Annotated in this window: 25 protein-coding genes and 1 pseudogene; 3 read left to right on the forward strand and 23 right to left on the reverse strand. The window is 50.4% G+C overall.

Going from position 1 to position 26,157, the window contains the following annotated elements; translation table 11 throughout:
* The 9 genes and pseudogenes from NDQ72_17110 to fliD (NDQ72_17150) all read right to left on the reverse strand — a co-directional run bounded on the left by NDQ72_17110 (position 1) and on the right by fliD (NDQ72_17150) (position 11,500).
* The gene (locus NDQ72_17110; protein ID WKD27735.1) at positions 1-771 is read right to left on the reverse strand and encodes an amino acid ABC transporter substrate-binding protein; all 771 of its coding nucleotides are present in this window, start codon (positions 769-771) and stop codon (positions 1-3) included.
* Positions 772-1,054: 283 nt separating this feature from the next.
* On the reverse strand, positions 1,055-1,552 hold the full coding sequence (locus NDQ72_17115) for an acyltransferase (GenBank protein ID WKD27736.1): 498 nt from the start codon (positions 1,550-1,552) through the stop codon (positions 1,055-1,057).
* Between the two features lie 3 nt (positions 1,553-1,555).
* Positions 1,556-3,097 (reverse strand): FkbM family methyltransferase, encoded by a 1,542-nt coding sequence (locus NDQ72_17120; protein WKD27737.1) that lies wholly within the window; start codon positions 3,095-3,097, stop codon positions 1,556-1,558.
* Between the two features lie 10 nt (positions 3,098-3,107).
* Positions 3,108-4,385 (reverse strand): IS3 family transposase, encoded by a 1,278-nt coding sequence (locus NDQ72_17125; GenBank protein ID WKD27738.1) that lies wholly within the window; start codon positions 4,383-4,385, stop codon positions 3,108-3,110.
* A gap of 209 nt (positions 4,386-4,594) precedes the next feature.
* A pseudogene (locus NDQ72_17130) lies at positions 4,595-4,678 on the reverse strand (hypothetical protein).
* A 57-nt stretch (positions 4,679-4,735) separates the two neighbouring features.
* Positions 4,736-7,042, reverse strand: a complete 2,307-nt coding sequence (locus NDQ72_17135) for a tetratricopeptide repeat protein (protein WKD27739.1) — start codon at positions 7,040-7,042, stop codon at positions 4,736-4,738.
* An 84-nt stretch (positions 7,043-7,126) separates the two neighbouring features.
* Positions 7,127-8,314, reverse strand: coding sequence for a FliC/FljB family flagellin (locus NDQ72_17140; protein ID WKD27740.1), 1,188 nt, complete (start codon positions 8,312-8,314; stop codon positions 7,127-7,129).
* A 215-nt stretch (positions 8,315-8,529) separates the two neighbouring features.
* Entirely contained in the window at positions 8,530-9,921 is a 1,392-nt protein-coding gene (gene fliD / locus NDQ72_17145) for a flagellar filament capping protein FliD (GenBank protein WKD27741.1), read from the reverse strand.
* A 232-nt stretch (positions 9,922-10,153) separates the two neighbouring features.
* Positions 10,154-11,500 (reverse strand): flagellar filament capping protein FliD, encoded by a 1,347-nt coding sequence (gene fliD / locus NDQ72_17150; protein ID WKD27742.1) that lies wholly within the window; start codon positions 11,498-11,500, stop codon positions 10,154-10,156.
* Positions 11,501-11,880: 380 nt separating this feature from the next.
* On the opposite strand from fliD (NDQ72_17150), the gene NDQ72_17155 reads away from it, so the two are divergent.
* Positions 11,881-12,210: a hypothetical protein gene (locus NDQ72_17155; GenBank protein WKD27743.1), complete on the forward strand. Its 330-nt coding sequence runs from the start codon at positions 11,881-11,883 to the stop codon at positions 12,208-12,210.
* Positions 12,211-12,539: 329 nt separating this feature from the next.
* Positions 12,540-13,532, forward strand: a complete 993-nt coding sequence (locus NDQ72_17160; protein WKD27744.1) for an IS30 family transposase — start codon at positions 12,540-12,542, stop codon at positions 13,530-13,532.
* Between the two features lie 124 nt (positions 13,533-13,656).
* On the opposite strand, the gene NDQ72_17165 is transcribed toward NDQ72_17160, so the two are convergent.
* From NDQ72_17165 to NDQ72_17180, 4 genes are all read right to left on the reverse strand, one after another.
* Positions 13,657-14,133, reverse strand: coding sequence for a YqhA family protein (locus NDQ72_17165; protein ID WKD27745.1), 477 nt, complete (start codon positions 14,131-14,133; stop codon positions 13,657-13,659).
* Positions 14,079-14,255 carry a hypothetical protein gene (locus NDQ72_17170; GenBank protein WKD27746.1) on the reverse strand — a complete coding sequence of 59 codons (177 nt, stop codon included), beginning with the start codon at positions 14,253-14,255 and terminating at the stop codon, positions 14,079-14,081. Before NDQ72_17170 ends, NDQ72_17165 begins: the two co-directional genes overlap by 55 nt.
* A 64-nt stretch (positions 14,256-14,319) precedes the next feature.
* Positions 14,320-14,913 carry an exopolysaccharide biosynthesis protein gene (locus NDQ72_17175; GenBank protein ID WKD27747.1) on the reverse strand — a complete coding sequence of 198 codons (594 nt, stop codon included), beginning with the start codon at positions 14,911-14,913 and terminating at the stop codon, positions 14,320-14,322.
* Positions 14,914-14,991: 78 nt separating this feature from the next.
* Positions 14,992-15,444, reverse strand: coding sequence for a TerB family tellurite resistance protein (locus NDQ72_17180; GenBank protein ID WKD27748.1), 453 nt, complete (start codon positions 15,442-15,444; stop codon positions 14,992-14,994).
* Between the two features lie 157 nt (positions 15,445-15,601).
* Between NDQ72_17180 and NDQ72_17185 the strand changes: the two genes are divergently transcribed.
* A protein-coding gene (locus NDQ72_17185) for an IS3 family transposase (GenBank protein ID WKD27749.1) occupies positions 15,602-16,779 on the forward strand; the annotation gives its coding sequence in 2 pieces (ribosomal slippage) (positions 15,602-15,893 and positions 15,893-16,779; 1,179 coding nt in all).
* Positions 16,780-16,851: 72 nt separating this feature from the next.
* Here the strand turns inward: NDQ72_17185 and yejK are convergent.
* The 10 genes from yejK to NDQ72_17235 form a co-directional block, all read right to left on the reverse strand.
* The gene (gene yejK, locus NDQ72_17190; GenBank protein WKD27750.1) at positions 16,852-17,865 is read right to left on the reverse strand and encodes a nucleoid-associated protein YejK; all 1,014 of its coding nucleotides are present in this window, start codon (positions 17,863-17,865) and stop codon (positions 16,852-16,854) included.
* Between the two features lie 53 nt (positions 17,866-17,918).
* The gene (locus tag NDQ72_17195; protein WKD27751.1) at positions 17,919-18,680 is read right to left on the reverse strand and encodes an ABC transporter permease; all 762 of its coding nucleotides are present in this window, start codon (positions 18,678-18,680) and stop codon (positions 17,919-17,921) included.
* Entirely contained in the window at positions 18,677-19,612 is a 936-nt protein-coding gene (locus NDQ72_17200) for an ABC transporter ATP-binding protein (GenBank protein ID WKD27752.1), read from the reverse strand. Before NDQ72_17200 ends, NDQ72_17195 begins: the two co-directional genes overlap by 4 nt.
* A gap of 58 nt (positions 19,613-19,670) precedes the next feature.
* Positions 19,671-19,949, reverse strand: coding sequence for a peptidylprolyl isomerase (locus NDQ72_17205; GenBank protein ID WKD27753.1), 279 nt, complete (start codon positions 19,947-19,949; stop codon positions 19,671-19,673).
* A gap of 82 nt (positions 19,950-20,031) precedes the next feature.
* Positions 20,032-21,123, reverse strand: coding sequence for a class A beta-lactamase-related serine hydrolase (locus tag NDQ72_17210; protein ID WKD27754.1), 1,092 nt, complete (start codon positions 21,121-21,123; stop codon positions 20,032-20,034).
* Between the two features lie 29 nt (positions 21,124-21,152).
* On the reverse strand, positions 21,153-22,259 hold the full coding sequence (locus tag NDQ72_17215; protein ID WKD27755.1) for a DUF1624 domain-containing protein: 1,107 nt from the start codon (positions 22,257-22,259) through the stop codon (positions 21,153-21,155).
* A 208-nt stretch (positions 22,260-22,467) separates the two neighbouring features.
* Positions 22,468-22,740: a hypothetical protein gene (locus NDQ72_17220; GenBank protein WKD27756.1), complete on the reverse strand. Its 273-nt coding sequence runs from the start codon at positions 22,738-22,740 to the stop codon at positions 22,468-22,470.
* Between the two features lie 300 nt (positions 22,741-23,040).
* Entirely contained in the window at positions 23,041-24,336 is a 1,296-nt protein-coding gene (locus NDQ72_17225; GenBank protein WKD27757.1) for a TRAP transporter large permease, read from the reverse strand.
* Positions 24,333-24,875, reverse strand: a complete 543-nt coding sequence (locus NDQ72_17230) for a TRAP transporter small permease (GenBank protein ID WKD27758.1) — start codon at positions 24,873-24,875, stop codon at positions 24,333-24,335. Before NDQ72_17230 ends, NDQ72_17225 begins: the two co-directional genes overlap by 4 nt.
* 86 nt (positions 24,876-24,961) lie before the next feature.
* Positions 24,962-25,942: a TRAP transporter substrate-binding protein gene (locus tag NDQ72_17235; protein WKD27759.1), complete on the reverse strand. Its 981-nt coding sequence runs from the start codon at positions 25,940-25,942 to the stop codon at positions 24,962-24,964.
* Between the last annotated feature and the right edge of the window lie 215 nt (positions 25,943-26,157).

Consider the following 26,157-nt stretch of genomic DNA (forward strand, 5'->3'; position numbering starts at 1 on the left):
TTATGGCTGGGTGATATCAGTATCGAACCATTTTTGCGATATTTCACCTAATGTACCGTTTTCACGCAGCTCTTCCAGGGCGGCATCTACGCGGTCACGCTGCGCACGGCCCTCTTCATCATCACGAAACGGCAGCGCGTTTTCTATGATGGTGAACGGCTGGCCGGCCAATGCAAGCGGCAAGCCGCGCTCGCTGATCACTTGGCTGGCGCTAACGCGATCCATCACAAATGCATCGATACGGCCAAGCGCCACATCCTGCTCGACGTTGGATTCGTAGGTACGGATATCGATCTCATCAGCATTAGGCTGTTCACGCAGCAGCTGCTCATAGTTAGAGCCTAGATTGACCGCAACGCTTTTGCCGGATAAATCTTCAACACCTTGAATAGTGTCATTACCTGCCCGCACAACGACCTGGGCACCATCGTAAACATACGGTGCGGTGAAGGCGTACTTCGCTTTGCGCTCATCGGTGATGGTAATTTGGTTAGCAATGGTATCAATGCGCCCCGATTCCAACATGCCCGCCAAGCCAGAGAAACTCGCTGTCACGAATTCAATCTCATCGCCAGTCACATCACCAACGGCGTTCATGACATCCACTTCAAAGCCTTTAAGCTCATCACGCTCAACGTATGTAAAGGGGAAATACCCCCCAGACATGCCGACGCGCAGCGTATCCGCGTAAGCAGCGGCAGACAGCACACCACCCACAACGCTAAGCGAAAGAACGGCAACGGCTTTTTTCCAACGGCTCACATTCGCCATATTCATTTTCCCCTCTAGGGCACCTAAGCGCCCTACTTTAAACGTGGGCACTGGTTGCGACGTTAGTCGAACATCTACCAGTGCAATGAGGCCAAGATACCAGCAAAAAAGAAATAATAAACCTATTCTTTAGTTCTTTTTGGAATTTAGGGGCAACTGGTGGTGCTATAGTGATGATGGCGTGTTCGCGCTATTAAAAGGCTCCGGTCTCCCAAATTGATTGTAAACATTGCTCGACTACTACCATTCAACGTTTAAAAAAATGAGGAAGCCCATGCTTTCATTAGGCATCACTTCCATCAATTTTTTTAATAATTTTAGCAGGATGACCCGACATAATAGTGTTAGGCGGAACATCACCAACAACTAAACTGCCCGCTGCGACAACAGCATTTTCCCCTATCACGGCAGGCCCAAGCACAGTGACACCAGAACCTAGCCACACCCCCTGTTTGATGTGAATATCTCGGCCGCTATCAGGGACAGCTGTTAATCTTTCTAAGCCGGTTTTTTCGTAATCATGCGTTCCCGTCAGCAACATGCAACGATGACCAAAAAAGCAATCTTTTTCGATTGTAATATGACCTGAACGTGTATTAAGCAAAAGGTCATTCAAAGGAATCGTAATATTATCTAGGTGCAGACGACTACGATCTCCCCATACTTTTGTCTGGCGAAGCTCTATTTCGGCCAAATATGGGCTTAAAAGTTTTGCCAAAATCTGCAAATCACTTTTACTTGCGGTTCTTAGCAAGCTCAGGAACTGCGTTTCCTGTGTCATTTTTTAATCCACTGAAATAGCGTTAATTTTTTTTCCGACAACTTTATTGAAAAAGCTCTTTTCACTACAACCCTCTTCATTCATCAATAAGCGGTAAGCTAAATCGAAGCTTCCGTATGCTTTGCTCAAAATAATCGCCAATTTTTTACGCTGCTCTACAGAAGTCTCCTGCAAAGCATTAATATCTCTGACATATACTGCGTCAGCAGTAGTTAGCTGATTTATACCCTGATGAATCCCGCCATTGATTTTCATCGGTGCGTAAATTCGTTTTCTTTGCTCCAAAAGCGTATGCAGCATAAATCCATGCGCCCTCATCCATTGATCAATCTCAGCAAAGAGCGGTTGATTTTCATAGAGCTGAATAAAGTTAACCTCTGTCTGAATCACCAAGGTATCTTTCAGCTTTTTTTCGCCGTTTCTGAAAACGTTAAGCTCACCGCCTTGGATATCAATTTTCAACCAGTCTATTTTTTCTATTTGGTCAATATCATCTAATCGTACGGTCTCAATTTCCTCGATCGACTTCACTTTGCCCCAGATCGGATACCCTTGAAAGTGGTTAAGCACAAGGGTGTTCGGCTTTAACGTTGAGGTCATGCCCGAGGCTTGACAAATGTAAAGCTTGGCATGCTCGCCAGTACCGACAGCATGTGGTAAATATGTCTCATTAGCCCCTTTCATAGTTTGCAATTTTTGCAATGCTTCTTTCTGTGGCTCGAAACCAACCAACGTTACTAGCCCCTGTTTGAGCATTTCTGCATAAGGAGGCGTCCCATCGATAGGATTGGCACCAACATCTACCACGCTGATTGGCTCGTCGAGTTCCCACAAGCTTGTAGACTTATTCTTTGTACGTGGCTTTTCAAACTCGGAGGACTGAGATGCAACATTACTACTAGCCGCATCTTGGGTAGTATTATCGCTCTGTAATTCAATATGACGCTTTAATAATGCGTCAATATCTTGAGAAATATTGTCTGCTACTGCTTGATTAACTACGGGCAACTCAGATGCTTGCTTAGGCGTTACCACGTTATCATTATCAAACTCATTTACCAGGGCTTTCACCATTCCTTCTGAAATTAAATACTCTTCCGCCTCTTCTTTATCTACACCGACCAAGAGTTCGTAACTCATATCGCGGATGCCGTAAATAGTATGTAACAGAAAAGCAAGCTTGATGCGCTGATTATTACTTAAGTTAGCCATACGTTCATGGCTGGGCAGGAAAACCGCATCAGCACTTGTTAGTTCAGTGGCTTGGCGCTGCTTGTCAGGTACGCTTTCTGGCAGATGGCTGCGGTGTTGCTCATTGTTAAAGCGGTAGAAACGGAAGCCGTGGCGACTCATCCAATGCTGCACTTCCGCGAGGTTAGATTGGCGTTGGTGCGTCGGCTGAAAGGCAATACGCACTTGAATAATAAGCGTATCCTTAAGGGCTTTTTCGCCATTTTCAAGAATTGCAGTGGAATCGCTTAGATGATCAAGAATTAACCAATCCAAGCTTTCAAGCCCTCGGTGATTTTCAACCCAGTTGTCCAAATGGCTGCGCTTAAGCAGCCTGTTGATTACGCTCGATTTCGTGCATTTTTCCCGGGTTAAGCGAGACTGGGCCGGTGACTTCCCAGTTTCGAGTGTGGCCCGACCAGCGTTGCGGATGTCGCTGCTTCGCACGTTGGTATACCGCGTTCCGGCGTTCCAGGCGCTCTTGGTCTACGCCGCGATGACGGTCCGCTGGCGTGACATACTGGATGCCACTGTGCAGGTGCTGTTCGTTGTAAGCCCGCTCGAACGCTAGCATCCATTCTCGTACCGCGCCCAGCGATGCGAAGCCCTTGGTGGGCCACGCTGGACAGTATTTGACGGTACGGAACAGCGCTTCCGAGTAAGGGTTATCATTGCTTACTCTCGGCCGACTGTAAGACATCAACATGCCCAGCTCTGTTAGCCTCGCTTTGAGCGTATAGGAGGTCATCGGTGCTCCGTTATCAGAGTGCAGTACTGGCGGCTGATGCCAGCAACCTTCTCGCAGCAAGGCACGTTCCAAAAGCTGTTTAGCCAACTCGCCCGATTCCGTGTCGTGGACTTCCCAAGCAATGATTTTGCGGCTGTAGATATCCATGATCAGGTAAAGATACCAGTGCTGACCTCGCACAACGGAGGCACAATAACTGATGTCCCAGCTCCAGACCTGGTTTGGCCCTGTAGCCGTAAAGCTAGTCGGCTCGGGGACTGAACGACGTGGTTTCATACGGCCACGATGGTGCTGCTGATGATGCTTTTTCAAGACCCGATAAAACGACGATTCGGAGGCCAGATAGACGCCTTCGTCGGCCAATAAAGGAACGATTTGAGACGGCGGCAAGCTCTGATACTCGGGGCGATGGCACGTGTTCAAAATGGCTTGCTCTTCCTCATGCGTCAGCTGATGCGGCTGCCTGTGTTGCCCTGCATGTGGACGCTGATCCTCGACAATAGCGCCGCGCTCAGATCGCCACCGCTTCAGTGTGCGTTCGCTTATGCCGATCACGGCAGCCGCTTGATAACGGGACGCGCCACCCATAACCGCTTCGTCAAATAGCGCGATGAGCCTTGCACGTTCCTTTAGAGGCGTTAGTCGTCCTCGCCGCTGTCCGGATCCTCGCCGTACAAGGCTTCGAGCTTTTTTGAAAGCACCAGCAACGACGTTGTTTCTGCCAGCACCTTGTCTTTGCGCCGTACTTCCGCTTTGAGCTGCTTGATGGTCTTTCGGTCTTCTTTGCGCTGTTTCTGCGCTGCTTTTGCCTGCTCTTCTTGCCGACCAGCTCCTTCGAGACAAGCGGCTTTCCATTGCTGGATTTGCTCGGGATAAAGGCCTTTTTCACGACAGTAAGCGCCAAGCTCTGTTTCTGACATCGTCGCGGTTTCGATGACAACGGCTAGCTTGGCGTCAGGTGACCATTCGTTGTCGCCTTGGGTGTAACCCGGCACAGGCACTCCTTTTTCTCGACACTGTTTTAACCAACTATACAGCGTCGCGTTGGAGATGCCTTCTTCCGTTGCTACCGACGCCACACTGCGATTGTGGGGCGGCAATAACTTTTTCAGGATGGCGGCTTTACGCTCTTCAGAATAACGTGGCACATGAATTCCATACCGCTCCCTCTGGACTGAGTTTAGGCGATATCGCCAACCGGACAACTAGGCTGACAGAGGGGGCCCTTCGATGGCATCTAACGCAATAGTATTGATCGGCAGCTTGGCAAGCACCTTAGTACCCGCCGGGCTAACACCGTGTTGCTCTCCGATGGGCAGCGGTTCCAAGATGCTGCTCATTGTTGGATCTAAGCACGAATAAAGCGTTGCTTGATTGCCATCGCCTAAAACAGCATGGGTAAAAACTTGCACATCATTGCTGCCTTCAAACCGCTCGGGATTTGTTACTTGGCTTGCTGGATCGAAGGTCACTATGCCAAATGAATTTAGTTGCCTAAGGGTATCAATGCCTTTATCAACAACTAATTTTGAACCATTATCCAGCGCTATAATCTTGCTAGATAGCGACCAGTTAAACACAGCCGCCTCAGAGTCCATACTTTCTGCATAGACAATATCAACAGGTGTTTCTTCATCCACAAACTGTGCCTGCCCAGTTTTACCGAACGTTAAAGCGGCAGGCTGCTTTCCTTCACAATGGCGTTGCCAAATGGCACGCATCGCCAAGGTAAAGTGATTGGCAAAACGCGGGGCGTCACAAACTGGTGACTGTAGCAGTACATCCCGCAGCTGGGAACGAATAGCACTCAGGCTATCTAAGTCGCTGGCAAGCTCAATGACACGTTCGTGATACTCACGCCAATTATTAACGACTAACTCAGGCATGCCAACATTGACTAGATGAGTTGCCGAGTGCCGTCCAGCAAAGGTTGGCCCAGGCAAGCTAATAACTGGCACTCCCATCAGTAACGCTTCACAAGTAGTTAACCCACCTGAGTAAGGCCATGGATCTAAAGCAATATCTACTTTGTTATAGCTTTCCAATAATTGTTGATGGGCAGAAGGCCCTTCAATTATAATCCTTTCCTTATCTACACCATTTCCTTCAAAAAGTGTTTGCACACGAATTTGTAAGCTTTCGCTACTAAACTGCATTCCTTTTAAAAAAAAGCGCGAATTTGGAATCGCTAGCAGTATTTTAGACCAACAAGCCACTATTTCTGAGTTTATCTTCGTTGGATTATTAAAACACCCAAATGTTATATACCCATTTCCTAAAGCAGGTAATGATGCAATATTAGGCGCATAAACTGGTGGATCATAACAAATGTAATCATCAGGCATTCGAATAAGTTTTTCTGTATAGTAGTCATCAACCAAGCAAGGGGTTTCAACTGAATCACTAATCAAATAATCAATAGCTTTAACACCTGTTGTATTAATCAAACCACCAACCCACTTCACTACAATAGGAGATGGTTTTTTAGCAATCGCCATCATGCGATTCCCAGAATTATGTCCAGCCAAGTCAATCAAAATATCAACTTTATCACTTTTAATCAAATTTGCTGTTTGCTCTATACCTAACTGTGATATCACTTGCCATTTTTTCGCTGTTTTTTTTAGTCGCTCTGTTATCGAATCAGAGTCGTAGTTTGTCGTATAAAAGAAAAGCTCAAAATTATATTTTTTTAACTCTTCAATGGTAGATGTGATCATGTATCCAACGGGATGTCGACGAAAACCGTCAGATATCATACCAATTCTTAATTTTCTATCTTTTTCAGTTTCACTAATTTTTGGGCACTCAAATCTTTCACTACTGAAATAATCATCCCAAACTTTGCACTCTTCTACAATTTTATCGAGAGAGATATTAGGAATATAGTGAAGTGCCGTTATTTTATTTGAAAAAGAAACATCCGACTTCGGATTCACCTTAAATGCTTGATCATAATAGTATAGTGAATCTTCCATTTTACCTAGCTGCTTAAAAAGATTTCCCAAATTATTCCAGGCATAATATTTGTCAGGCTCGATAGCTAAGGAAGCACTTAACTTCTCTACAGCCTCTTCGTAGCGGTGTAATGCTTCTAAAATATTACCATAGGTTATCAGATAACCTGCATGACGTGGCTGTTGCCTACATGCTTCTTCAATATGACACAGAGCTTCTTTCGGATTATTACTTTTATAAAGAAGATAAGAAAGGTAATGTTCTGATTTATGAAAACCAGGCTTTATCTCTAGCGATTTTTGTAATTTATTTATTGCCCCAACATAGTCGCCTAAGTTGTATAACACCTTACCCAATACAGAATAGGCCTCATAATTATCTTCTTTTAACTCAATTGCTTCTTCAAGCTCTTTTTTCGCACTTTCAAACAATCTTTGGTCCGTGAGTAAAACACCAAGTTTCAGTCTATAACTAGCATTATTTGGATTTTTTCTAGCCATTTTTTCAACATTTTTCAGCTGCTTATTAGCGCTATGCACCTGAGATTTTTTCATCACGGCTATCTCTCACTCTAAAATAAAAAGGCTGCCATATGGCAGCCTTATGTAGTACAAAATCTCACTAATCGCTAATTAATATTAGCCTAACAGTGAGAGAACGTTCTGAGGGATTTGGTTAGCCTGCGCTAATACCGAGGTTCCAGCCTGCTGAAGAATTTGAGCACGAGTCATATCAGCAACTTCAGTCGCATAATCAGCATCTTCGATACGCGAACGCGCAGCTGAAAGATTTGTTTCATTCGTATTCAAATTAGTAATAGCAGATTCAAAGCGGTTTTGAATAGCACCAAGGTCAGACCTCAATACATCAACATCTGACAAAGCAGCATCAAGCTGCTCCAAGGGGTTATTACTAGCTCCAGTCAAAAGGCTGGCTGCGGTTAGGTCAGCCCCATCTACAGTAAAGCTTGCTGTAGTGTCTGTTGTAACGTCGGCATCTTGAGGATCAAGCGCAACATTGAAAGTTACAGATGAGCCACTAGCAATATTGATACCTTGAGCCGCCAACGTTCTTGACTCAGCTTCAGTCGCAGCACTCACCTGGACTTGAGCATACCAGTTACCATTTTCATCGACATAGGCATTAGCTGTATCAGCGGTAACTGAACCAGTAGCAATACCTAAACTAGTTGCCAAATCGTCACCAAAATCATTAACATCTGAGTCTGCGATTGAAGTGGAATCGCCATAAGCAGTTTCGAAGTTAGCAGTTGCTGCTGCAGCTACAGTTCCTTGCGCACCATTAACATTAAAACTATCTAACCCGAGCGTAGCAGCATTAATTTCTTTCAAATCTACTTCGATGGTTTGACCATCATCAGCACCAACCTGAATAGAGATCTTTTGATCTTTTTCCAGTACTTTCGTGCCGTTGAAGTCAGTTTCCTCAGCGATACGATTTACTTCTGTCAAACGCTGGTCTATCTCAGCTTGAATTGAGTTTAAATCTTCTTGACTATTAGTTCCGTTTTGCGCCTGAACTGTCAGTTCACGAACACGCTGTAAGTTGTCATTGACCTGATTCAGAGCACCTTCAGCTGTTTGTGAAATCGAGATACCGTCGTTGGCATTACGCTGAGCCTGTGATAAACCAGTAATCTGGCTGCTCATACGGTTGGCGATGGCTTGGCCAGCTGCGTCGTCTTTAGCGCTGTTGATACGCAGACCAGAGCTCAGACGCTCCATAGACGTGGTCAGGGCATTTTGTGATTTGGACAGGTTGGACTGGCCAATCATGGAAGTAATGTTGGTATTGATCACTGACATGGTGTGATTCTCCTTGCATGAACACTGGCCGGAAGGCCTGCTATTCGGCCACTTTGTGCGCCGTTATTAGAATTAACGGCACGGCGAGAGGAATCTTTAGGGCGGTTAGTAAAAAAAGATGTAATGTTTGGTAACTGTAGGGTGAGAGGCTTACTTTTCCGCGGGCAACAAAAGGGCGGCTTGCGCCGCCCATTGCGGGTGCCTCGCTTCGCTGGTTATTTCTTACGACCTAGCTGATTATCCAGGGCGTCGAATTGCTGGGTGAGGTAGGAACTCATACTATTCATCTGGGCAATCATCGCATCTAGCTGGCCGAACTGGGTGCGGTAGCGGGAGATGGTGCCTTCAATGGTTTTTTCCATACGTTCGAAACGGTCATCCAAGCTTTTAACACGGTTTTCCGCACCACTAATCGCCAGTTTGACCACGCCGTTGTTGCCCAGCATCTGTTCGATAGTGGTGTTTAGCCTACCCGCCATGCCGTCGCCCTCGTTTTCACCGGCAAAAAAGTCATTGAGGGCCTGGGGGTTATTGGCAACCAAGTCATCTAACGTCTCCTCATCGACCTTGAGCTTGCCATCTCGTTGCAGAGTGATGCCTAGCTGATTAAGCGTCGATAACTCACCGCCTTCTACGCCACCGGTTAATACACTGCGCAGCCGGGATTCGATGGTGCGCACGGTGTTATCGCCCAATAGCTCGCCAGCGGTTTCGCTATCGCCGGTAAAGCTGGTGAGTTTGCCAATAGTGCCTTTTAAGTCATTAAACGCTTTTACAAAGCCATTAATCGCTTCGCGCTGCTTTAGCGTGTCGCGCTCAATATTAATGGTACTGGAAGCCGTTTCTCCGTCCACGATATCAAGCTCAGTAAGGTTAAGCGTTACCCCCTGAATCGCACCTTCAATACTGTTTTCCGCACTGCTAATCGCAATGCCATTAACCGTAAGCGCGGCATTCTCCCCTGAGCGCTTCGTTGCCGCATCTTCGGCAAAGGGGCCAGGCACTACGGTGCCACCGGCATCAACAAAACTAAAATTTTCAACAGAAGCGTCTGCGCCGGTCGTTTTAGAACTCAGTGCCAGCCGGTAGCCCGTGCCATCGTTGATAATCGTGGCGTTAACACCTGCATCTTTATCAGCGTTAATGGCATCACGAATATCCGCAAGGCTACTGCCTTCTGCGATGTTGATAGCGACGCTCTCGCCATCGCCAAAGGTTAGCTGCAGCACAGTTGCCCCTTGTAGATCCATGGCTGCGTCCCGCTCTCCCACGCGATTCGAGGCCAGCGTGCCAGAAGTGGCCAATTGGCTGACCTCTACCCGGTAGCTGCCCGGCAGCGCATCAGCGGCGGCAGTCGCTTTAATGGCATCGCCACGCACATTGGCGGAAAGGCTTTGGTAGAGCTTGGGGTCATTGATTTTGGCGACCGCATCTTGAAACGAGTTCAGCGACGTTTGAAGTTGACCGAAAGCAGAAATTTTCGCCTGCTGCTGTTTCTTTTGAAGCGTAATTGGCGCGAGTTTGCCCCGCTCAGCCGCTTGAAGCTGATCAAGCAAACCAGTGAGATCAAGGCCGGAACCAACGCCAAGAGAGGTTATCGTCGCCATGCGGGGGTATTCCTCAGTGCAAAAGGCTAAACCACAAGACCCAGGCGCGCATGCGCACGCCCGTTTATTTAATAGCACTGCTATCGGCAGAAAAGCGCACAACTTTAGCGCCTTTTCGCGCTTTCGCCGCTTTTCATACTTTTTTACTAGAAATGAGAATGTTCTAATGAAAACGCCTGCAGGAAGCAGGCGTTAGCGTAGGCGTTCAGTAACCACCCAATCACTTTAGCGGTTATTTACGCCCAAGCTGAGCATCGAGGGCATCAAACTGCTGGGTTAGATAGCTGCTGGTTTGGTTCATCTGGGCAATCATGCTATCTAACTGGCCGAACTGGGTACGGTAGCGTGAAATGGTCTGCTCAATGGTTTGTTCTGTTCGGGTGTAGCGCTCCACTAGGGACTCCACACGATTTTCCGCCCCGGTAATGGCTCCCTTCACTGCTCCGTTAGTACCCAATAACTGGTCTAGGCCTTGATTTAACTGGCCAGCCATACCTGAATCGTCGGCGTCACCGGCGAAGAACGTCGACAGCGCATCCTGGTTATTGACAATGGCGTTATCCAGCTCGCTTTCATCAATAGAAAGCGTGCCGTCCCGCTGTAGCGAAATACCAATATCACTAAGCATCGAGAACTCACCTTCGATACCGCCACTTAATATGCTGCGCATGCGTGACTCCACAGTGCGCACCGTATTGTCGCCGTTCAGCTCGCCTGCCACGCCGGTTTCCGCATTGAAACTGGTCAGCTCGCCGATGGTGCCCTTAAGCTCGTTATAGGCATCGACAAAGCCCGTAATCGCTTCACGAACAGCGCGTGTATTCTGCTCGACTGCCACGGTGCTATCACCCTCTTCTTGAAGATTAAGCGTCACGCCTTGAATCGCCCCTTCAACCTGATTGGTAGGGCTGGTAATGGCAATGCCATTCACCGTCAACGCGGCATCGGTGCCTGCTTGCAGGGTGTTATCGGTATCCGCAGCGAAGGGCTCGGTGCCTGAAAAGCTAAAGCCGGTAATAGAGGCATCCGCACCGGTTTCGCTGGAACTAAGCGCCAGCCGGTAGTTGGTGCCGTCGTTCACAATGGTGGCGTTAACGCCTGAATCTTCATTGGCGTTAATCGCGTCACGAATATCTTCCAGGCTGCTATTCGCACCGATAGTGACCTCTTTACTGGCCCCATCACCGAATGTGAAGGTTAACGTTTGCTCAGCGGTCGTTAGCGGCGCGTCCAGTTCAGCAACGCCTTCAGAGGCCAGCGTGCCACGGGTAGCGAGTGTATCAACGGTGACGTTATAACTACCGGGCTGCGCTTCGTCATCTGCCGTGGCAGTAATGGCATCGCCCCCCACATTCGTGGAAAGGCTTTCATACAGCGCACTGTCGTTTAGCTCAGCTGATGCAGTTTGAAATTGGGAGAGCGCACTTTGCAGCTGACCATAAGCAGAAATCTTGGTCTGCTGGGTTTCCAGTTGACGCTCTATAGGCTTCAGCTTCCCTCTCTCAGCGTCTTGCAGTTGATCCAGCAAGCCATTGAGGTCGAGCCCTGAGCCAATTCCGAGTGATGAAATGGAAGCCATAAGTTACTGCCCTTTTTTTAAATAACGCCCAACACGCTGGCGCTGCTCATACGTAAGAATGTGATTTATATTTAATACTATCGACCATTAAAGCTTAGACTTGAGCCTATTTGGCTTTTTTTACGTACTAAAAAGTAATGAATTGTAAAAGATGACGCTTACATAACACTAAAAAGGCATAACACCATCAATTTTAATTAATACTTTTTGCTTTTCTCCTAGCGCCCACATGCTGAATTATCTAGATGACAGAAATATGTCAGAAAAAGGTCGGTGGTTTCTTTGACACCAACCCACCATAGACCTTGGTCTAATACCCGCATTGCTTTATAATGCGCTGCAACAAGCCCATTTTGGGGCTATTTGCAGGAGAACGACTTATGCCTTCCGAGGTGTCACAACCCGCATCCAGCGTAGCGTCTGCCGCTTATCATGTGCAGCGCAGCCTACGCCACTGCCTTTCTAGCGTTGCCGAGCTGCTTTACGATAACGGCCATGTGCTCGAAACCATTACCTTGCCGCAACGCGGTCTTGCCCGGCGTGAGCTGGCTCATTTGAAGGGGCATTGCCCTAGTTGGAAAACATGCCAACGGGTGCTCGAAGAGAGCGGTGCCGCTGAATTTAATGATTACGACCGTTTCGTACTGACGTCTATGGGACGGGAGCTAATGTTTGATATGTTTGGCCAGGGCGCTGCTGACTGCGCGTAATCGCGTTTGCTTTGTTTTGCTTTGCACGTTCTAACTACGACGCTCTAAATACAAAGCGCCCGCAGCCCCTTGAAAAAAGGCTGCGGGCGTTTTTCTATTGGCGCGGTGTGCTTAACGCAGTCCAAGTAGCGATAGAATAAACAGCACAACAACGATTAGACCAATAATATAGATAATGTTACGCATAACGGCACTCCTTGCTTTTGCGTTTATAGGCTTGCTTCAAACCTGGATTCATAGAATAACCGCAGCACTTTGGACACCACGGTGGAGGCAGGAGGGTCAGCGCCGGTACCCTTCTCGGCTCACCGACCAAAGTGAAGCAGAGCATGGGATACCGACAGCTGACCCAGACCCAACGATACCAGATCCACGCCCGCTATGACTTGGGCGTGAGCCAGCGTCAAATCGGCAGAGAGCTAGGAATCCACAGCAGCACGGTCAGCCGTGAGCTGCGTCGTAACGCCACTTCTGGTGGCTACGACCCCGAGCAGGCCCAGTCCCTCAGTGATCACCGCCGCCGCACCGCCTGGAAGTGGACGAAGCGCTTGCCCAGCCTGATCACCGCCGTTGCCGACCGGCTGCGAGAGGAGTGGAGTCCGGAGCAGATCAGCGGCTTCATGGCACCGTTGGCCGGCATAGGCGTCAGTCACCAGTGGATCTACTCCTTGATCTGGGATGACAGAGCGCAAGGTGGCGATCTATGGCGGCACCTCCGCCAACCGAAGCGTCGCAGCAAGCATCGGGCTCAGGCCAAGAGCGCTGGGCTTGGCAAGATCCCCAGCCGCGTGGGCATTGAGCATCGCCCGGCAGAGGTCGATGCCAGGCTCGTCATCGGGCACTGGGAAGGCGACACCGTCATTCAGGGGCATAAGCAATCGGGGCTGGTGACGCTGGTAGAGCGCCGTAGCGGCTATCTGCTGGCGGCGAGGTTGCCCAGGGTCTCAGCGGAGCTGACGCAAGCGGCCATGATCCGGCTGTTGAAGCCTCGCCGGGGTGCTGTGAAGACCATCACCCTAGACAACGGCTCGGAGTTCGCCGGCCACATAGCCGTAGGCAAGGCGGTGACCGCAAAGACCTACTTTTGCGATCCCTACTGCTCTGGCCAGCGTGGGAGCAACGAGAATACCAATGGCTTGATACGGCAGTACTTCCCCAAGGGAACAGACTTCCGCCAGGTCACCGATGCCGAGCTGCGCAAGGTGGTCGAGAAACTAAACGACCGCCCTCGAAAGCGACTCGGTTACCGGACACCGGCACAGGTGTTTCTGGGGGAGTACTCAGGAGCCCTGGACACAGCAGGTGCTGCACTTATTGCTTGAATTCAGGAAAGAAAGCAACACCGTGAAATAACACCTCTAGCCTAGCAGTGATTGGTTAGGTTTGCGTAATTTACCCTCGGTGGGTATTAAATTGCTCTCTTAAGAGAAAATACGACGATTCGTCTCACTCCCCCTTATGCCCTAGGCTCATCAGATAAAGCGCTGCGGCCAGCGCCAGCACCGAAAGCGCGAGGTAGATAGCTTCCAGTGGCGTTGTGAAACGGATATCCACCACGGCGCGGAAAAACTCAATAATCACCGCCAAAATCACCACGCGGGCAATCTTGTCCTTGAGCTGATCCAGCGAGCCTACGTTAAACGGATGTTTGGGATAACGCACTTCCGCCTGATCGATACGGGAAACAAACAGCCGATAGATCCCTAGCCCAAAGATCAGCAGCACAATCGCTATTAAATAAACATCAACGGCGATGATGATGTCCGGCACCAGGGTATCGTGGATATCTTGAGAACTATCCACCAGATAGTAACGCAGTACGTCGCCCACCACGGTTAAGATATCCAGCGTACCCACAATAAACAGCATCAGTGAAACAGGCTCGGCACTACCGCCAGCATTACTAGAAAGCGAGAATTCCACAGCACCGTTTCAATTCGCCGCTCCCAGGGGGATTGCTCACGGGGCGTTTTGGGCGCAGGCGGCAGTGCTGAATGTGGCGATGGTGAATTCGATGATGACTCAGACGGTGCTGGATCAGACATGGTGCGTGCTTGCTCCTTTAAACAGCCACCAGCTTAGGCGACATTAGGATGATCGTACGCGAATTTATAGCACGTTGATCAGCACAACCGTAAACGTCACCCCGGTGAGTAGAAAACCCAGCGAGAGCATAATGCCGTCTCTAGCGACTAAGCCTAAACCAAACAGGGTAAGCGCTAAGCCCGCACCGTTGGCGCTAAACGGAATAAACTCCATCGGCGGCATGGCTAACGCGATAAGCAAGCACATCACGGCGGTGACGCGTATCCCGATATAGCCGGTCATCCACGCTAGGCGCACACCTAGTAAGCTATCCACCCACCTGGCAGGCTTCTTCATGTAGTGAATAGCTTTATCGAATTTGTTGCGGGAAAGCGAACGGCTTAATAACCATTTGGGTAGCCAGAACGTCTCTCTTCCCAGCAATAATTGTACCGACGTGAGCAACACCAACGCCGCCATAAGCGTTGGCATGCCGGGGATATCACCAATAATGGGTGCAAGTGTGATTAGCCCAGCAAGCAACAAGAGTGGCCCAAATGAACGCCTGCCCACCGCGTGAACCACGTCGTCTACGCTTACCTTGGCTTTTTCACGCTCCATTCGCTCCATGGTGTTAATCAGTTCGGTTAAGTTCGATGCATCCTGCATATCACTCATTGGCGTTTCGGCGCTCCGAGTCCTTTATCAATGGCTATGTCGACGGCTGGGGTTTTCTGCTGAGCCGGGAGGGAGCCGCTAAACCTGAGGCGTGCTGGCAAGCTTGCTGCGAATAAAGTCGCTATGGCTAACGTGTAAAAGATCTGCCAGCCGCCGGATACGGTGCTCTTCGAGCGGGTCGATACTGCCGTCTGCCCAAGCAAGCTGCCACATTAACGCTACCAACTCGCAGCGCTGCTCATAACCGTAGTGCTCTTTTATCAGGCTAACAAACTGGTAATGATCGACGGCATCATCCACTTCTGCTTCCGCCAACGTCATTAACTCGTTAACGTCGCTCTCACTTAAATGGTAGCGATTGATTAACATCTGCTTCAGTGCGGCGCGTTCAGCATCGCTTTTCTCGTAATCGGCACGCATTACCTCACAAAGCAGCGCCGCCGTTGCGAGTTCTAGCGTCAGGGTTTGATTATCACGCTGCTCAGGTTCTGCCAGCGCGCGTTGGAAGAAATTGCTAATGGCATCCAGCACGGTTTCTCTCCTGTTAATAAACCTGCCACTTCGACTGGCGATATGGCACTTAGTGCCCTTTACGCCTAAGCGCCCACCCTCACCTCACTACTCACTACTCACTACTCACTTGGAATGCCCCTGAAAAAGTAGACACCTTTTTCAGAGAGAAGGTGTTATGAAATATAAGCGTAGCCCCAGGTATTCCGATGAGTTTAAACGTGAAGCCGTGCAAACGTCACTCTCTTCACCGCAGACGCAGACAACGCTTGCTGCCAAACTATGTATACATCCAAATACATTAAGTCGTTGGCGCAAGGAGTTGACCATGGATCACACATCGTCTGACAAGAAAATTGCCAATGATGGCCCTGAAAAAAGCGTTCAGGAGCTTGAAAATGAAATCAAGAGATTAAAAAAGCAGCTAAGAAGATCCCAGCTGGAGACTGAAATTTTAAAAAAGGCGGACGAGTACTTTATCAAGCACGGCAAGTAAAATTTGCTTTTATTGAGATCCATCGCCAGTTGCGGTGGCCGCTCTCAATAACTTGTGAAGTACTCGGTGTCTCTCGCTCAGGTTACTACCGATGGAAAGGTCGCCAACGGTGTCCTGGAAAAATGCAAAAGCGCCATCAAAGCATCACGTCTTTTTTGCTAGAGCGTGCCAAGAAAATGAACAGTGTGCCCGGTTATCGGAAGCTATGGATTGAAGCTCAAGATGAAGGGTACCGCTGCGGGAAGAATCAGGTTCAACGCCTCCTTCAAGAAGCAGGCTATCGTTCCTGTACCGCCTTGAAACCCGGGTATCGGCGCGCTGTGTCGACATTACCCGTTTTGCCTAACTTACTGAATCGGCGATTTTCAGTTGGCGAGCCGAACAAGGTTTGGGTCTCGGATATTACCCAGATTCGCTGTAAGGAAGGATGGCTCTATCTGGTGGCGGTCATGGACCTTGGTACCCGTCAAATCGTTGGTTATGCGCAGGGGGCAGTCAACAGTTCACAGCTGGTGTTAAACGCGCTGGAGTCAGCCTGGAAGCATTCTCAGCCGGTCGGAAAGGAATTGCTTTTTCATTCTGACCAAGGCACACAGTATCGCAGCGAAGAGGTGATGGCGTGGCTTAACGGCCGTGAGGTCACAATAAGCATGTCTCGCCGAGGAAATTGTTGGGATAATGCCTGTGCAGAAAGCTTTTTTGCCTTGCTCAAGAAGGAATGGACAAAGCCGCTAGGCACTATAGAACGAAGCGATATGGGCGATGAGGTCCGATACTATATTGATGAGTTCTATCCAAAAATGAGAAGGCACATGGCGCTAGGAGGTCTCACTCCCAGCGCCTATGCTGCGAACAGTTAAGCCCAAGTGTCTACAAAAATGGGGGCATACCACATACCAACTCCTCACTCCTCACTATTCACCAATCACCAATCACTCCTTACGCTTCGCCAACTGCTCTTTTAGCTGCTTGGGCACTTGCTTGATAATCAGGCGATCCTGGTTTTCATCGTACTCAATGCTGGACCCGAGCAGGTGGGAGTCAAAGCTGATCGATACGCCCCCAGCGCGTCCGGTAAAACGGCGGAACTGACTGATAGTACGCTTGTCCGGCGGAATCTCTGGAGAAAGGCCGTAGTCAGCATTACGGATATGGTCGTAAAACGCTTTGGGCTGCTTTTCGTCCACCAGCCCCGAAAGCTCTTCTAATGTCATTGGCTCGCCACGGCGCAGTTGCTCGTTGGCGTAGTCGACCAGGGTGTCGGTTTTTTCTCGGCTGGCTTCGTCGTCGTAGTCCTCTTTTTCGACGTAATCACTGAAGGCTTTCAACAGCGTGCGGGTTTCGGCAGGAGCATCAATGCCCTCTTCCATTCCCAACAGCGCTATCAAGCCATCGGCTAGCTTTTTGCCGCCGCGGTCTTTTAAAAACGATACATATTGGGCGCTTTCAGAATCGCTCTGCCACTGGGTAAGGTTTACCCGTGCTGCCAAGGTGAGCTGGCTGGTATTAAGCTGCGCGGCGGGCACTGCTTGGTGCTCTGCGTTAATGCCAATACCTTCCCGCTGATGAACTAAGCCTAAAAACAGCGTCTCGGTATCGCCCTGGCGCAGATGTGCGAACACTAAGTAGCCGCTAACGGAGAGTTGCTCTTGCAGTGTTTGCGCCAAGCGTTCGGCAATCGCAATAGAAAGCTGGGTGAAATCCTGCTCTTCTGCCATATACGCCCGCAGCCAAGCGACCAGCGGACCAGCCTGCTCGCCCTGCTCAGCAAATCGCCCCCACCCTTTGGCTTTGGTGTTGTAGGTGTCATTTAGCGAATTCACCAAGCTTGCCATCACTGGGTCGTCGTTGGCCGCAGGCGTTGACGCAGGTGCCGCCGTGACGGTCAAACGTTCACCATCTAGTGATGGATCAAGGCGGTGCACAATACTTTGCAGTAGCGGCATAAGCGGGAGTTACCTTTTTATCAAAAGAATAGCTAAATAAGACATCGGCGCACTCAAGGCTTTAAGCGATAACCGGTGCGGAAAATCCAAGCAATGGTGGCAAGGCTGGCCGCAAGGAAGAGCATGATCATCGCCACACTGGCCGCTAAGCTGACATCGCTAATGCCGTAGAAGCTCCAACGGAACCCACTGACCAGGTAGACCACAGGGTTGGCCAGTGTCACGGTTTGCCAAAACGGCGGCAGCATATCAATGGAATAGAAGCTGCCGCCTAAAAACGTCAGCGGGGTAATCACCAGCAAAGGCACCAACTGCAGCTTGTCGAAACCATCTGCCCAAATGCCGATAATAAAGCCCAGCAGGCTGAAGGTGACGGCGGTCAGCACCAGGAAGGTGAGCATCCAAATCGGATGAGCAATTTCCAGCGGCACAAATAAGCTGGACGTTGCCAGGATGATCAGCCCCAGAATGATCGATTTCGAGGCAGCCGCGCCTACATAGCCCACCACCACTTCTAAATAAGAGATGGGCGCTGAGAGAATTTCATAAATGCTGCCGGAGAACTTCGGGAAGAAAATCCCAAACGAGGCATTAGAGACACTCTGGGTAAGTAGCATCAGCATAATCAGACCGGGCACAATAAAGGCCCCGTAGCTGACCCCGTTAATCTCGCTGATGCGTGAACCAATCGCCGCGCCAAACACCACAAAGTAAAGCGAGGTTGAAATCACTGGCGACACAATGCTTTGCAGCAAGGTACGGCGGGTACGCGCCATTTCCGCCATATAAATGGCACGAACGGGGTAGAGATTCATGGGCGCTCCTTTACCAAGTCGACGAAAATATCTTCCAACGAGCTTTGCCGGGTGTGCAGGTCTTTAAAGCCAATGCCCGCCCGTTCCAACTGGGTGAGCAGAGCAGAAATACCGCGTCCATCCTCTTCCTGACGGCCATCGTAGGTGTACACCAACTCATAGCCATCGGCTGCCAGGCTCAGCTCGTCTTGATCAAGGGATGCAGGCAGTGCGGAGAGCGGCGTGTGTAGCTGCAGTGTTAGCTGCTTGCTGCCAAGCTTTTTCATCAGCGCTGCTTTCTCTTCCACCAATACAATCTCACCGCGATTAATAACGCCAATGCGGTCGGCCATTTCTTCGGCTTCTTCAATGTAATGGGTGGTGAGAATGATCGTGACACCATTATCCCGCAGCCCGCGGACCACTTCCCACATATCACGGCGTAGCTCGACGTCTACCCCGGCGGTGGGTTCATCTAGAAATAGAATGCGTGGTTCATGGGAGAGCGCTTTGGCAATCAATACGCGGCGCTTCATGCCACCGGAAAGGGTCATCAAGCGATTGTTGCGTTTGTCCCACAAGGCCAGCGACTTAAGCACTTTCTCGATATGCGCTGGATTGGGCGGCTTACCAAACAAGCCTCGGCTAAAACTGACCGTGTTCCATACCGTTTCAAAGGCTTCGTTAGTCAGTTCTTGAGGCACAAGACCAATACGTTCGCGGGCCTGACGATAGTGGCTAACGCTATCATAGCCATCGACAACGACGTGACCTTGGGTTGGATTCACCAGCCCGCACACCACGCTGATTAACGTTGTTTTGCCCGCCCCGTTGGGGCCAAGCAGGGCAAAAATTTCACCGCGCTGAATGGTTAAATCCACACGGCTAAGAGCTTGAAAGCCACCTTCGTAGGTTTTGTTCAAGCCTTCAATAGTAATAATGGGATCGTTCAAGGCGTGCTCCTCACACCGCGACAGCATTGCCGCGGTGCTTGACGGACGTTCGGCGCCATTAACTGCGGCTAGTGATTTCCAACAGGTGGTAACCAAACTGGGTTTTGACCGGGCCGTGTACCTTGTTCAGCTCACCGCTGAAAACGACTTTGTCGAATTCCGGTACCATTTGGCCGGGGCCAAAGCTACCCAGGTCACCGCCTTGACGGCCAGAAGGGCAGCTAGAGTGCTGCTTGGCCACTTCTGCGAAATCACGACCGTTTTCGATCTCTTGTTTCAGTGTGTTGCACTGCTCTTCACTGCTTACCAAAATATGACGGGCGCTGGCACTTGCCATAACAAACTCCTTATTAAAAAGCCCCAAAGCGGCGTATCAGTTTATCATGCTGGTACAGGGTTAGGCGCTAGCGTTAGCTTGATTAAGGCCCAGCGAGCGCTCCGCTAAAACGTAGCGCCTCCCCAACACTTGCCAAGGCGCGTTCGTGGGCGCTTACCGAAAGCGGGCCTCGGCTACAAGCGACAATTACCCAAGGCCCCTGGGCTGAAGAAGTGCGTGAGGCAATCCCCGCATCGCAACTGCGACGGTGCTGAGTGCCGGTCTTATGGGCAAAATGAATGTCGCTGCCCAAGCCTTGTTTCAAGCGGCGCTCGCCAGAGGAAGTACGGCTCATTACCGCCAGCAGCGTTTGGCGCTGCTCGCTATTCAAATCCGCCATACCCCCATGGTGAAGCGAGGCTAGCATATCTCCGAAGGCGCGCAGCGTGCCTACGTTCTCACCCGTAGCTTCATAGGCATCAAAGGCGCGGTCGTAGTCAGGTTGCTCGAAGGCATCTTGGCGCACGCTAAGGGCACGGGCTAACGCTACCGGCCGCTGGCTAACACTGTGCTTGCGCAGCGCCATAAAATCTAAACCACCTAAGCCTTGGGCATCTGGATGAAGCTGGCCATACACACCTTGGCGTACGCCAACGAGCTTGCTAATCGGCCCTATATGATCGGGCTTTCCTCCGCTTGCGGCCACCATCGACGTTACCCGTGTATTTACTGCCTCAAGCCCTACACGATCAATCAGCATATCCGACGCAGTGTTATCGCTAACGGTGATCATCTGTTCCAACAAATAACCAATAGAAATAGGCGTACCTGGGTCATGCCAGTTAACCGGGCCTGCGCCATCCACATAGTCGCTGCTTGCCAGGGTAATCCGCTCATCAAGAGCTAGCCTGCCAGCTTGGCGCTCGGCCAGCACTTGGGCAGCCACCGGTACCTTTATCAGCGAGGCCAAATACCATGGCTCATCGGCTTCCCAGGAATAGACTTCGCCACTGGCCAAATTCTGCACATACACGCCCAGCTGCCCACCAAACACCTCTTCGATGGCGGCCATGCGGGCATTTAAGTCACCCTGCCAGCGGCTCTGTTTATCGACTTCATAATACCAATCTGCATGAACAGGCAGCGCTATTAACAGCGCGACTACCATCAGCCCACGCTGTATCCAGTGTCGCAAATCGTCAACTCCCGTTAGTTTGCTCGCGTTTAGCGATGAGCCGCCATCCAGCGGGTTAGCCAAACCCACAGCGCGGCGCCGAGTATTAACAAGCCACCAACGCCTAGCGCCTGCGGGTAGCTGTAGGCCCCCTCGCCTTCCAATAAGAAACGCAGTACCAGAAAAATCATCACGATATGGAAGATAAAGGCTTTGAGCGCATCACTACCGACGAGCGTGATCGGCAACAGTACTTTCGCAGCGGCTGCGCCACCCGCTAAGGCAAGCCCGAGCAGTACCAACGCGCCACCCACGCTAAACAGCATAAAGTTTATCCCTGGCGGGTGTTTTCCCACATTACGAGCCACCGCCATCATCGCACCATGAACATCGCCCCCGGCGATGGCGATGCCATAAAAAGCAGCGACCATCAGCGCCCCCGCCCCTACCAGCCAAAGAATTAAACGGCGGCGTAAAGCGGCATCGAAATAGCAGCGTAACAGCGCTTCGCCAATCAATAAGCCAGACAATATGAGTGGGGCGCGGCTAAGCTGTCCCCAGGCATAGTGCTCTTCATGGTCCACCAGAAACGCTTTTAAGAGCTCGTAGCCCCCAAAGGAAAAGCCTTGTAACCACGCTGAAAGCGCCGTTAATCCTGCGATGGTCGCCAAACGCCCCCAGAGTGGCGTTCGCGCCCACAGCGGCAGTATCAGCGGTACCCATAACAAGGCAATGGCGTAAAAACCGAGGATCTCTACCCAGATAGCAAATCGCCCGTAGAGCAGCGTATTAGCAATATCACTAGGCGAGCTAAAGGGTAGCATTTCGATAATAATCAGCGCTTTATACCAAAACCAAACCTCAACGGCCCTTACCCATAGCTTTAATCGCCGCCGAGGCCAATCGTCACTTTGCGTGTAAGCAAGGAAGGCCACCGCCAGCGCAATGCCGAAAACTAAAATAAATAGCGAGGACGAGAACTTCGTCAAGAAGTGGATAGGCACCATGCCCCAGTCGGGCACATGGCGCATACCTACTAAACCGCTAACGGCATGACTGATAATCATCAGCCCAATGGCAATACCTCGCGCGAGATCAATCGCCTCGATTCGTCCTTGCGCTTTAGGAAGCTGTGGAACCTCCTTCCAGTTCAACACGTCGGCAACGTCCTTGTGGCTGATGTTAGTAATAGAACTCTAACCATAGCCTATTCATTCCCGACACCCTATCCCTACGCCCTATCCTTACACCCTATCCTGACGACCTATGAGGCACCTTTTAACGCAAAAATGCCCCGCAACTGGCGGGGCATTTTCTGGTTCATCCGTGAACCTGGGTAGAAGTTAATCCGTTAGCAAGCAGGGTTTACCAACCGGAATCGTCTTCCTCTTCAGTTTCCCATGTGCCTTGCTCCTCTTCTTCCTCTTCGTACTCAGTGGTTACGCCTTCATTGGTAGCGCCTTGCTCTTGCTCAGAGTCGAAAGAGTTGTAAGCGCCTTGCTCATCCTGGGTCGTTTCTTCCTGAGGAGCAGGCTCGTAATCATCGCTGCCTTCCATGCCGGCAAAGGCCAGCGGGCTAGCGATTAAACCAAACGATACGCCTAAAATGCCAAGTTTCTTGAGAGCTTCCTTTTTCATAGTCATGCCTCCTGGTATGGCTTCGCTTTCACTGTGGTTCTCAGTAATCAAAAAATTCGATCATTTGAAAACCTTGGTTAGTGGCAAGAACGTCATGTCTTCCTAACACTTCGTTCTTGCCCAATACATTGCAGCCGCTATACCAAGCCATGCCAATAAAATAAAAAACACAATAAATACAGAATCTTGAATATAAATAGTGCATGCCAACCTAAGGCTGCATCTATCTTTAATTAGCGATTTATTGTTTACCGCTGGCACATGGGTCCTGTTGCATCATGTCAATTGAGTGTTAGACAATTAATACCCCATCACTCGAGGCAGCCACGTGGCAAGGCCAGGTATCGCGATCAACAATAAAATGGTGGCCAGAATCGGTAATAGGAATGGCAACACCGCTTTGACCACCTGCCCATAGCGTAGTCGCGTAATGCCCACCATTAGAAACAACACCGTGCCAAAGGGTGGTGTGATAACACCCACTGAAAGCGTAATAACCATCACAATGCCGAAATGGACAGGGTCTAGCCCCGCGCTTAGCGCAGCAGGCACCACAATGGGAGTGAAGATCAGGATGCTCTCGATGACCGACATGAAACAGCCGATAAGCAGGAAAAACAGCGCAAAGCAGAGCAGCAACGCAATCGTCGGCATATCGATGCTGGCCACTTGTCCCGCCAACGCTTGTGGAATGCCCATACGCACCAAAATCCAGCCGTAAAAACTGGATACCGCAATAATCAGCAGAATCACGGCGCTGAACATAAGGGTACGTTGGAAAGCATTAAACAAGTCGCGCAGGCTTAAGTCACGGTAGATCAGGCCGCCTAAAATAACCGCATAGAGCGAGGCAATGGCGCCAGCTTCTGTGGGCGTAAAGAAGCCCCCCCAAATACCACCGACAATAATAGTGGGCATCATCAAAGGTAGAATAGCGCGCTTGCCGGTTCGGACGACCTCGCAGGCATCAAACGGCGTAGGCTTAGGCATTACTACTTTGCCTGTTGCCCCGAGCACTACCGTCATTCCCATCAACAGTAATGCCATCAGAATGCCGGGCAGCAACCCCGCCATAAACAGCCCGCCGATACTCACGTTGGCCAACCAGCCATACACGACCAACGCAATACTGGGCGGTAGAATCGGCCCAATCACGCTAGAGGCGGCGGTAATTCCAGTGGCGTAACCCACATCATAGCCACGCTCTTTCATGGCTTTAATTTCAATGCTGCCAAGACCCGCCGCGTCGGCCACGGCAGTACCCGACATAGTGGCAAAAATAGAGCTGGCCACTACGTTAGCGTGACCAAGACCGCCCTTGGTAAAACCGACTAATGCCGTGGCGAAGTCAAAAATACGCGTGGTTGTTGAGCCAATATTCATAATATTGGCCGCCAGAATAAACAGCGGAATGGCCAACAACGTAAAGTTGTTGAGCGTTTGTACCATTCGCAGTGGCAGTAGCTCAACGGGCAACCCTCCGGTGCCGGTGAATACCAAAGCGATAAATGAAGTAACACCGATGGCAACCACAACAGGCAACCCGATAGCCATTAGCACCAACAGGCCGCCAACGAAAATTAGTAATTCAGTCATGGTGCCGTCACCTCTTCTTCGCGGGGTGCTTCAAGCCAAAAAACCGGGCCGCGCAGCGTTTTCCAAAGGGCGATAACCGCCATGCTTGCGAAGCTAAAGAAGATACCGTAGTAGAGGTAGCTGAAACTGATACTTAACGAAACGGTTTTATTGTTGGCGCTCATATCCGACATAATCCACGCGCCCCATGCCGCGAGTACAAAAAAGCCGCAAGAGATCAGCGAAGTAAGGCGATACTGCATATTTCTACCCAAGCTAGAGAGCTTGTGGCTGAACAGGTCAACCACTAAATGCTCACTACGTACCCACGCAGAGATAGACCCAAAACCAATGGCATAGATGGCCAGCAGTGATGCAACTTCTTCTGTCCAGGGCATCCCCAGCCCAAGTACGTCACGGGCCACCACTGCAGACACAATGAGCAGTAATATCGCGGCCATTAACGCAACACCTATCCCATCGCAAAGACGGGTGGTGTAACGCAACACATAAAAAGCGACTCTATCCGGCCCGTTTCTGGGCGGCATAGCTGAATCCACGGGAACGCTCCTGAGGCTTAAATAGGTATCTTTTAAAACTACAACGACGGCCCGATAGGCCGCCGTTGTTCATTTAGCACAAGCAATTACTGGCTTTCATTACCTAACGCATCTTCACGCACACCATCAGCCATATCGGCCATGACACGATCAATCGCAGGCAACGCCGCTTCGCGGAAAGGTGTCACATCCGGCTCAATGATGGTCATCCCTTCATCCTGCAGCGCTTCTAGATAGAACTCGTCAAGTTCACGCTCTTGCTCTGAACCGTATTGACGAGCTACGTCGATCGCCTCTTCAATCAATGCCTGATCATCGGCTTCTAAGCCATCCCACCAGCGTGAACTGGCTACCCAGCTCCACGGAAACTGCACGTGGCTGGTCATAATGATGTGATCCTGCACTTCCCACAGGCGGCGGGTATAGGGCGAGGAGAGCGAGTTTTCATGGCCATCGACTTGACCTGTTTGCATGGCCAAGTAAATTTCCGGCGCGGGAACGTTCACTACCTGGGCGCCGATCTCTTCCCACACCTCAAGCCACACGGGGAGCGATGGCAGACGCAAACGGAAGCCGTCTAAGTCTTCAGGGCTATTGATTGCCTTGTTGGCGGTCATATGGCGTGGGCCACGGTGCTGCAAACCAAAATACTTAAGCCCGCCTTGGTTCTCAGCCTGCTCAATCAATGCCTGGCCAGAAGGGCTTTCCATATAGGCGTCGACTTCGTCCCAGGTTGAAAAAACAAACGGCACGGTAATAGCGTCATACTCTGGCGCATACTGCTGGCGCCAGTTGCCGCCAGTGATAGAAATCTGGGTTTGACCTAAATTGAGCAGTTCCAGCACCGCGTTTTCACCACCGAGTGAGCCTGCTAGAAAAGGACGCACCTCAAAACGGCCCGGTGCCTGCTCTTCTAGGTACTCGGCAAAGCGCTCGACTGCTGCGCTTTCGGAGCCGCCTTCGCTCATGGTGTTGTTAACTTGAATTTCGATCGGGTTTGCCAAGGCAAAGGGGGCCGCCGTTAGCATACCCAGGGTGGCCAGCGTGGTAAGCAATGTTGTCCGCATAGGATGACTCTCTACGGTTGTCGTTATTGGATGTGGTTATGGTTATTAAGCGTGATACCTATCACAGCATTTTTGCTGTTTGATTGATCTTGAAACAAGCAGCCAAGCGGCTCAAATCGACGTTCATGAAGGCTGACTTCGTCAAATACGATGGCTAGAAACGCCGCTTATAGCGCGCTTAACTACGCACCTTATTATTAGTGTACGACCAAAGA

It is taken from the genome of Halomonas sp. KG2 (assembly GCA_030440445.1).
GTDB lineage: Bacteria > Pseudomonadota > Gammaproteobacteria > Pseudomonadales > Halomonadaceae > Vreelandella.

Coding starts and splice junctions, on each gene's coding strand:
- NDQ72_17155 (WKD27743.1), top strand. CDS start 11,881: ATGCCTTCCGAGGTGTCACAACCCGCATCCAGCGTAGCGTCTGCCGCT.
- NDQ72_17125 (WKD27738.1), bottom strand. CDS start 4,385: ATGGAAAGCCGCTTGTCTCGAAGGAGCTGGTCGGCAAGAAGAGCAGGC.
- NDQ72_17110 (WKD27735.1), bottom strand. CDS start 771: ATGGCGAATGTGAGCCGTTGGAAAAAAGCCGTTGCCGTTCTTTCGCTT.
- NDQ72_17195 (WKD27751.1), bottom strand. CDS start 18,680: ATGAATCTCTACCCCGTTCGTGCCATTTATATGGCGGAAATGGCGCGT.
- NDQ72_17115 (WKD27736.1), bottom strand. CDS start 1,552: ATGACACAGGAAACGCAGTTCCTGAGCTTGCTAAGAACCGCAAGTAAA.
- fliD (WKD27741.1), bottom strand. CDS start 9,921: ATGGCGACGATAACCTCTCTTGGCGTTGGTTCCGGCCTTGATCTCACT.
- NDQ72_17225 (WKD27757.1), bottom strand. CDS start 24,336: ATGACTGAATTACTAATTTTCGTTGGCGGCCTGTTGGTGCTAATGGCT.
- yejK (WKD27750.1), bottom strand. CDS start 17,865: ATGCCGCTACTGCAAAGTATTGTGCACCGCCTTGATCCATCACTAGAT.
- NDQ72_17140 (WKD27740.1), bottom strand. CDS start 8,314: ATGTCAGTGATCAATACCAACATTACTTCCATGATTGGCCAGTCCAAC.
- NDQ72_17220 (WKD27756.1), bottom strand. CDS start 22,740: ATGAAAAAGGAAGCTCTCAAGAAACTTGGCATTTTAGGCGTATCGTTT.
- NDQ72_17205 (WKD27753.1), bottom strand. CDS start 19,949: ATGGCAAGTGCCAGCGCCCGTCATATTTTGGTAAGCAGTGAAGAGCAG.
- NDQ72_17235 (WKD27759.1), bottom strand. CDS start 25,942: ATGCGGACAACATTGCTTACCACGCTGGCCACCCTGGGTATGCTAACG.
- NDQ72_17170 (WKD27746.1), bottom strand. CDS start 14,255: ATGTCTGATCCAGCACCGTCTGAGTCATCATCGAATTCACCATCGCCA.
- NDQ72_17160 (WKD27744.1), top strand. CDS start 12,540: ATGGGATACCGACAGCTGACCCAGACCCAACGATACCAGATCCACGCC.
- NDQ72_17135 (WKD27739.1), bottom strand. CDS start 7,042: ATGAAAAAATCTCAGGTGCATAGCGCTAATAAGCAGCTGAAAAATGTT.
- fliD (WKD27742.1), bottom strand. CDS start 11,500: ATGGCTTCCATTTCATCACTCGGAATTGGCTCAGGGCTCGACCTCAAT.
- NDQ72_17175 (WKD27747.1), bottom strand. CDS start 14,913: ATGAGTGATATGCAGGATGCATCGAACTTAACCGAACTGATTAACACC.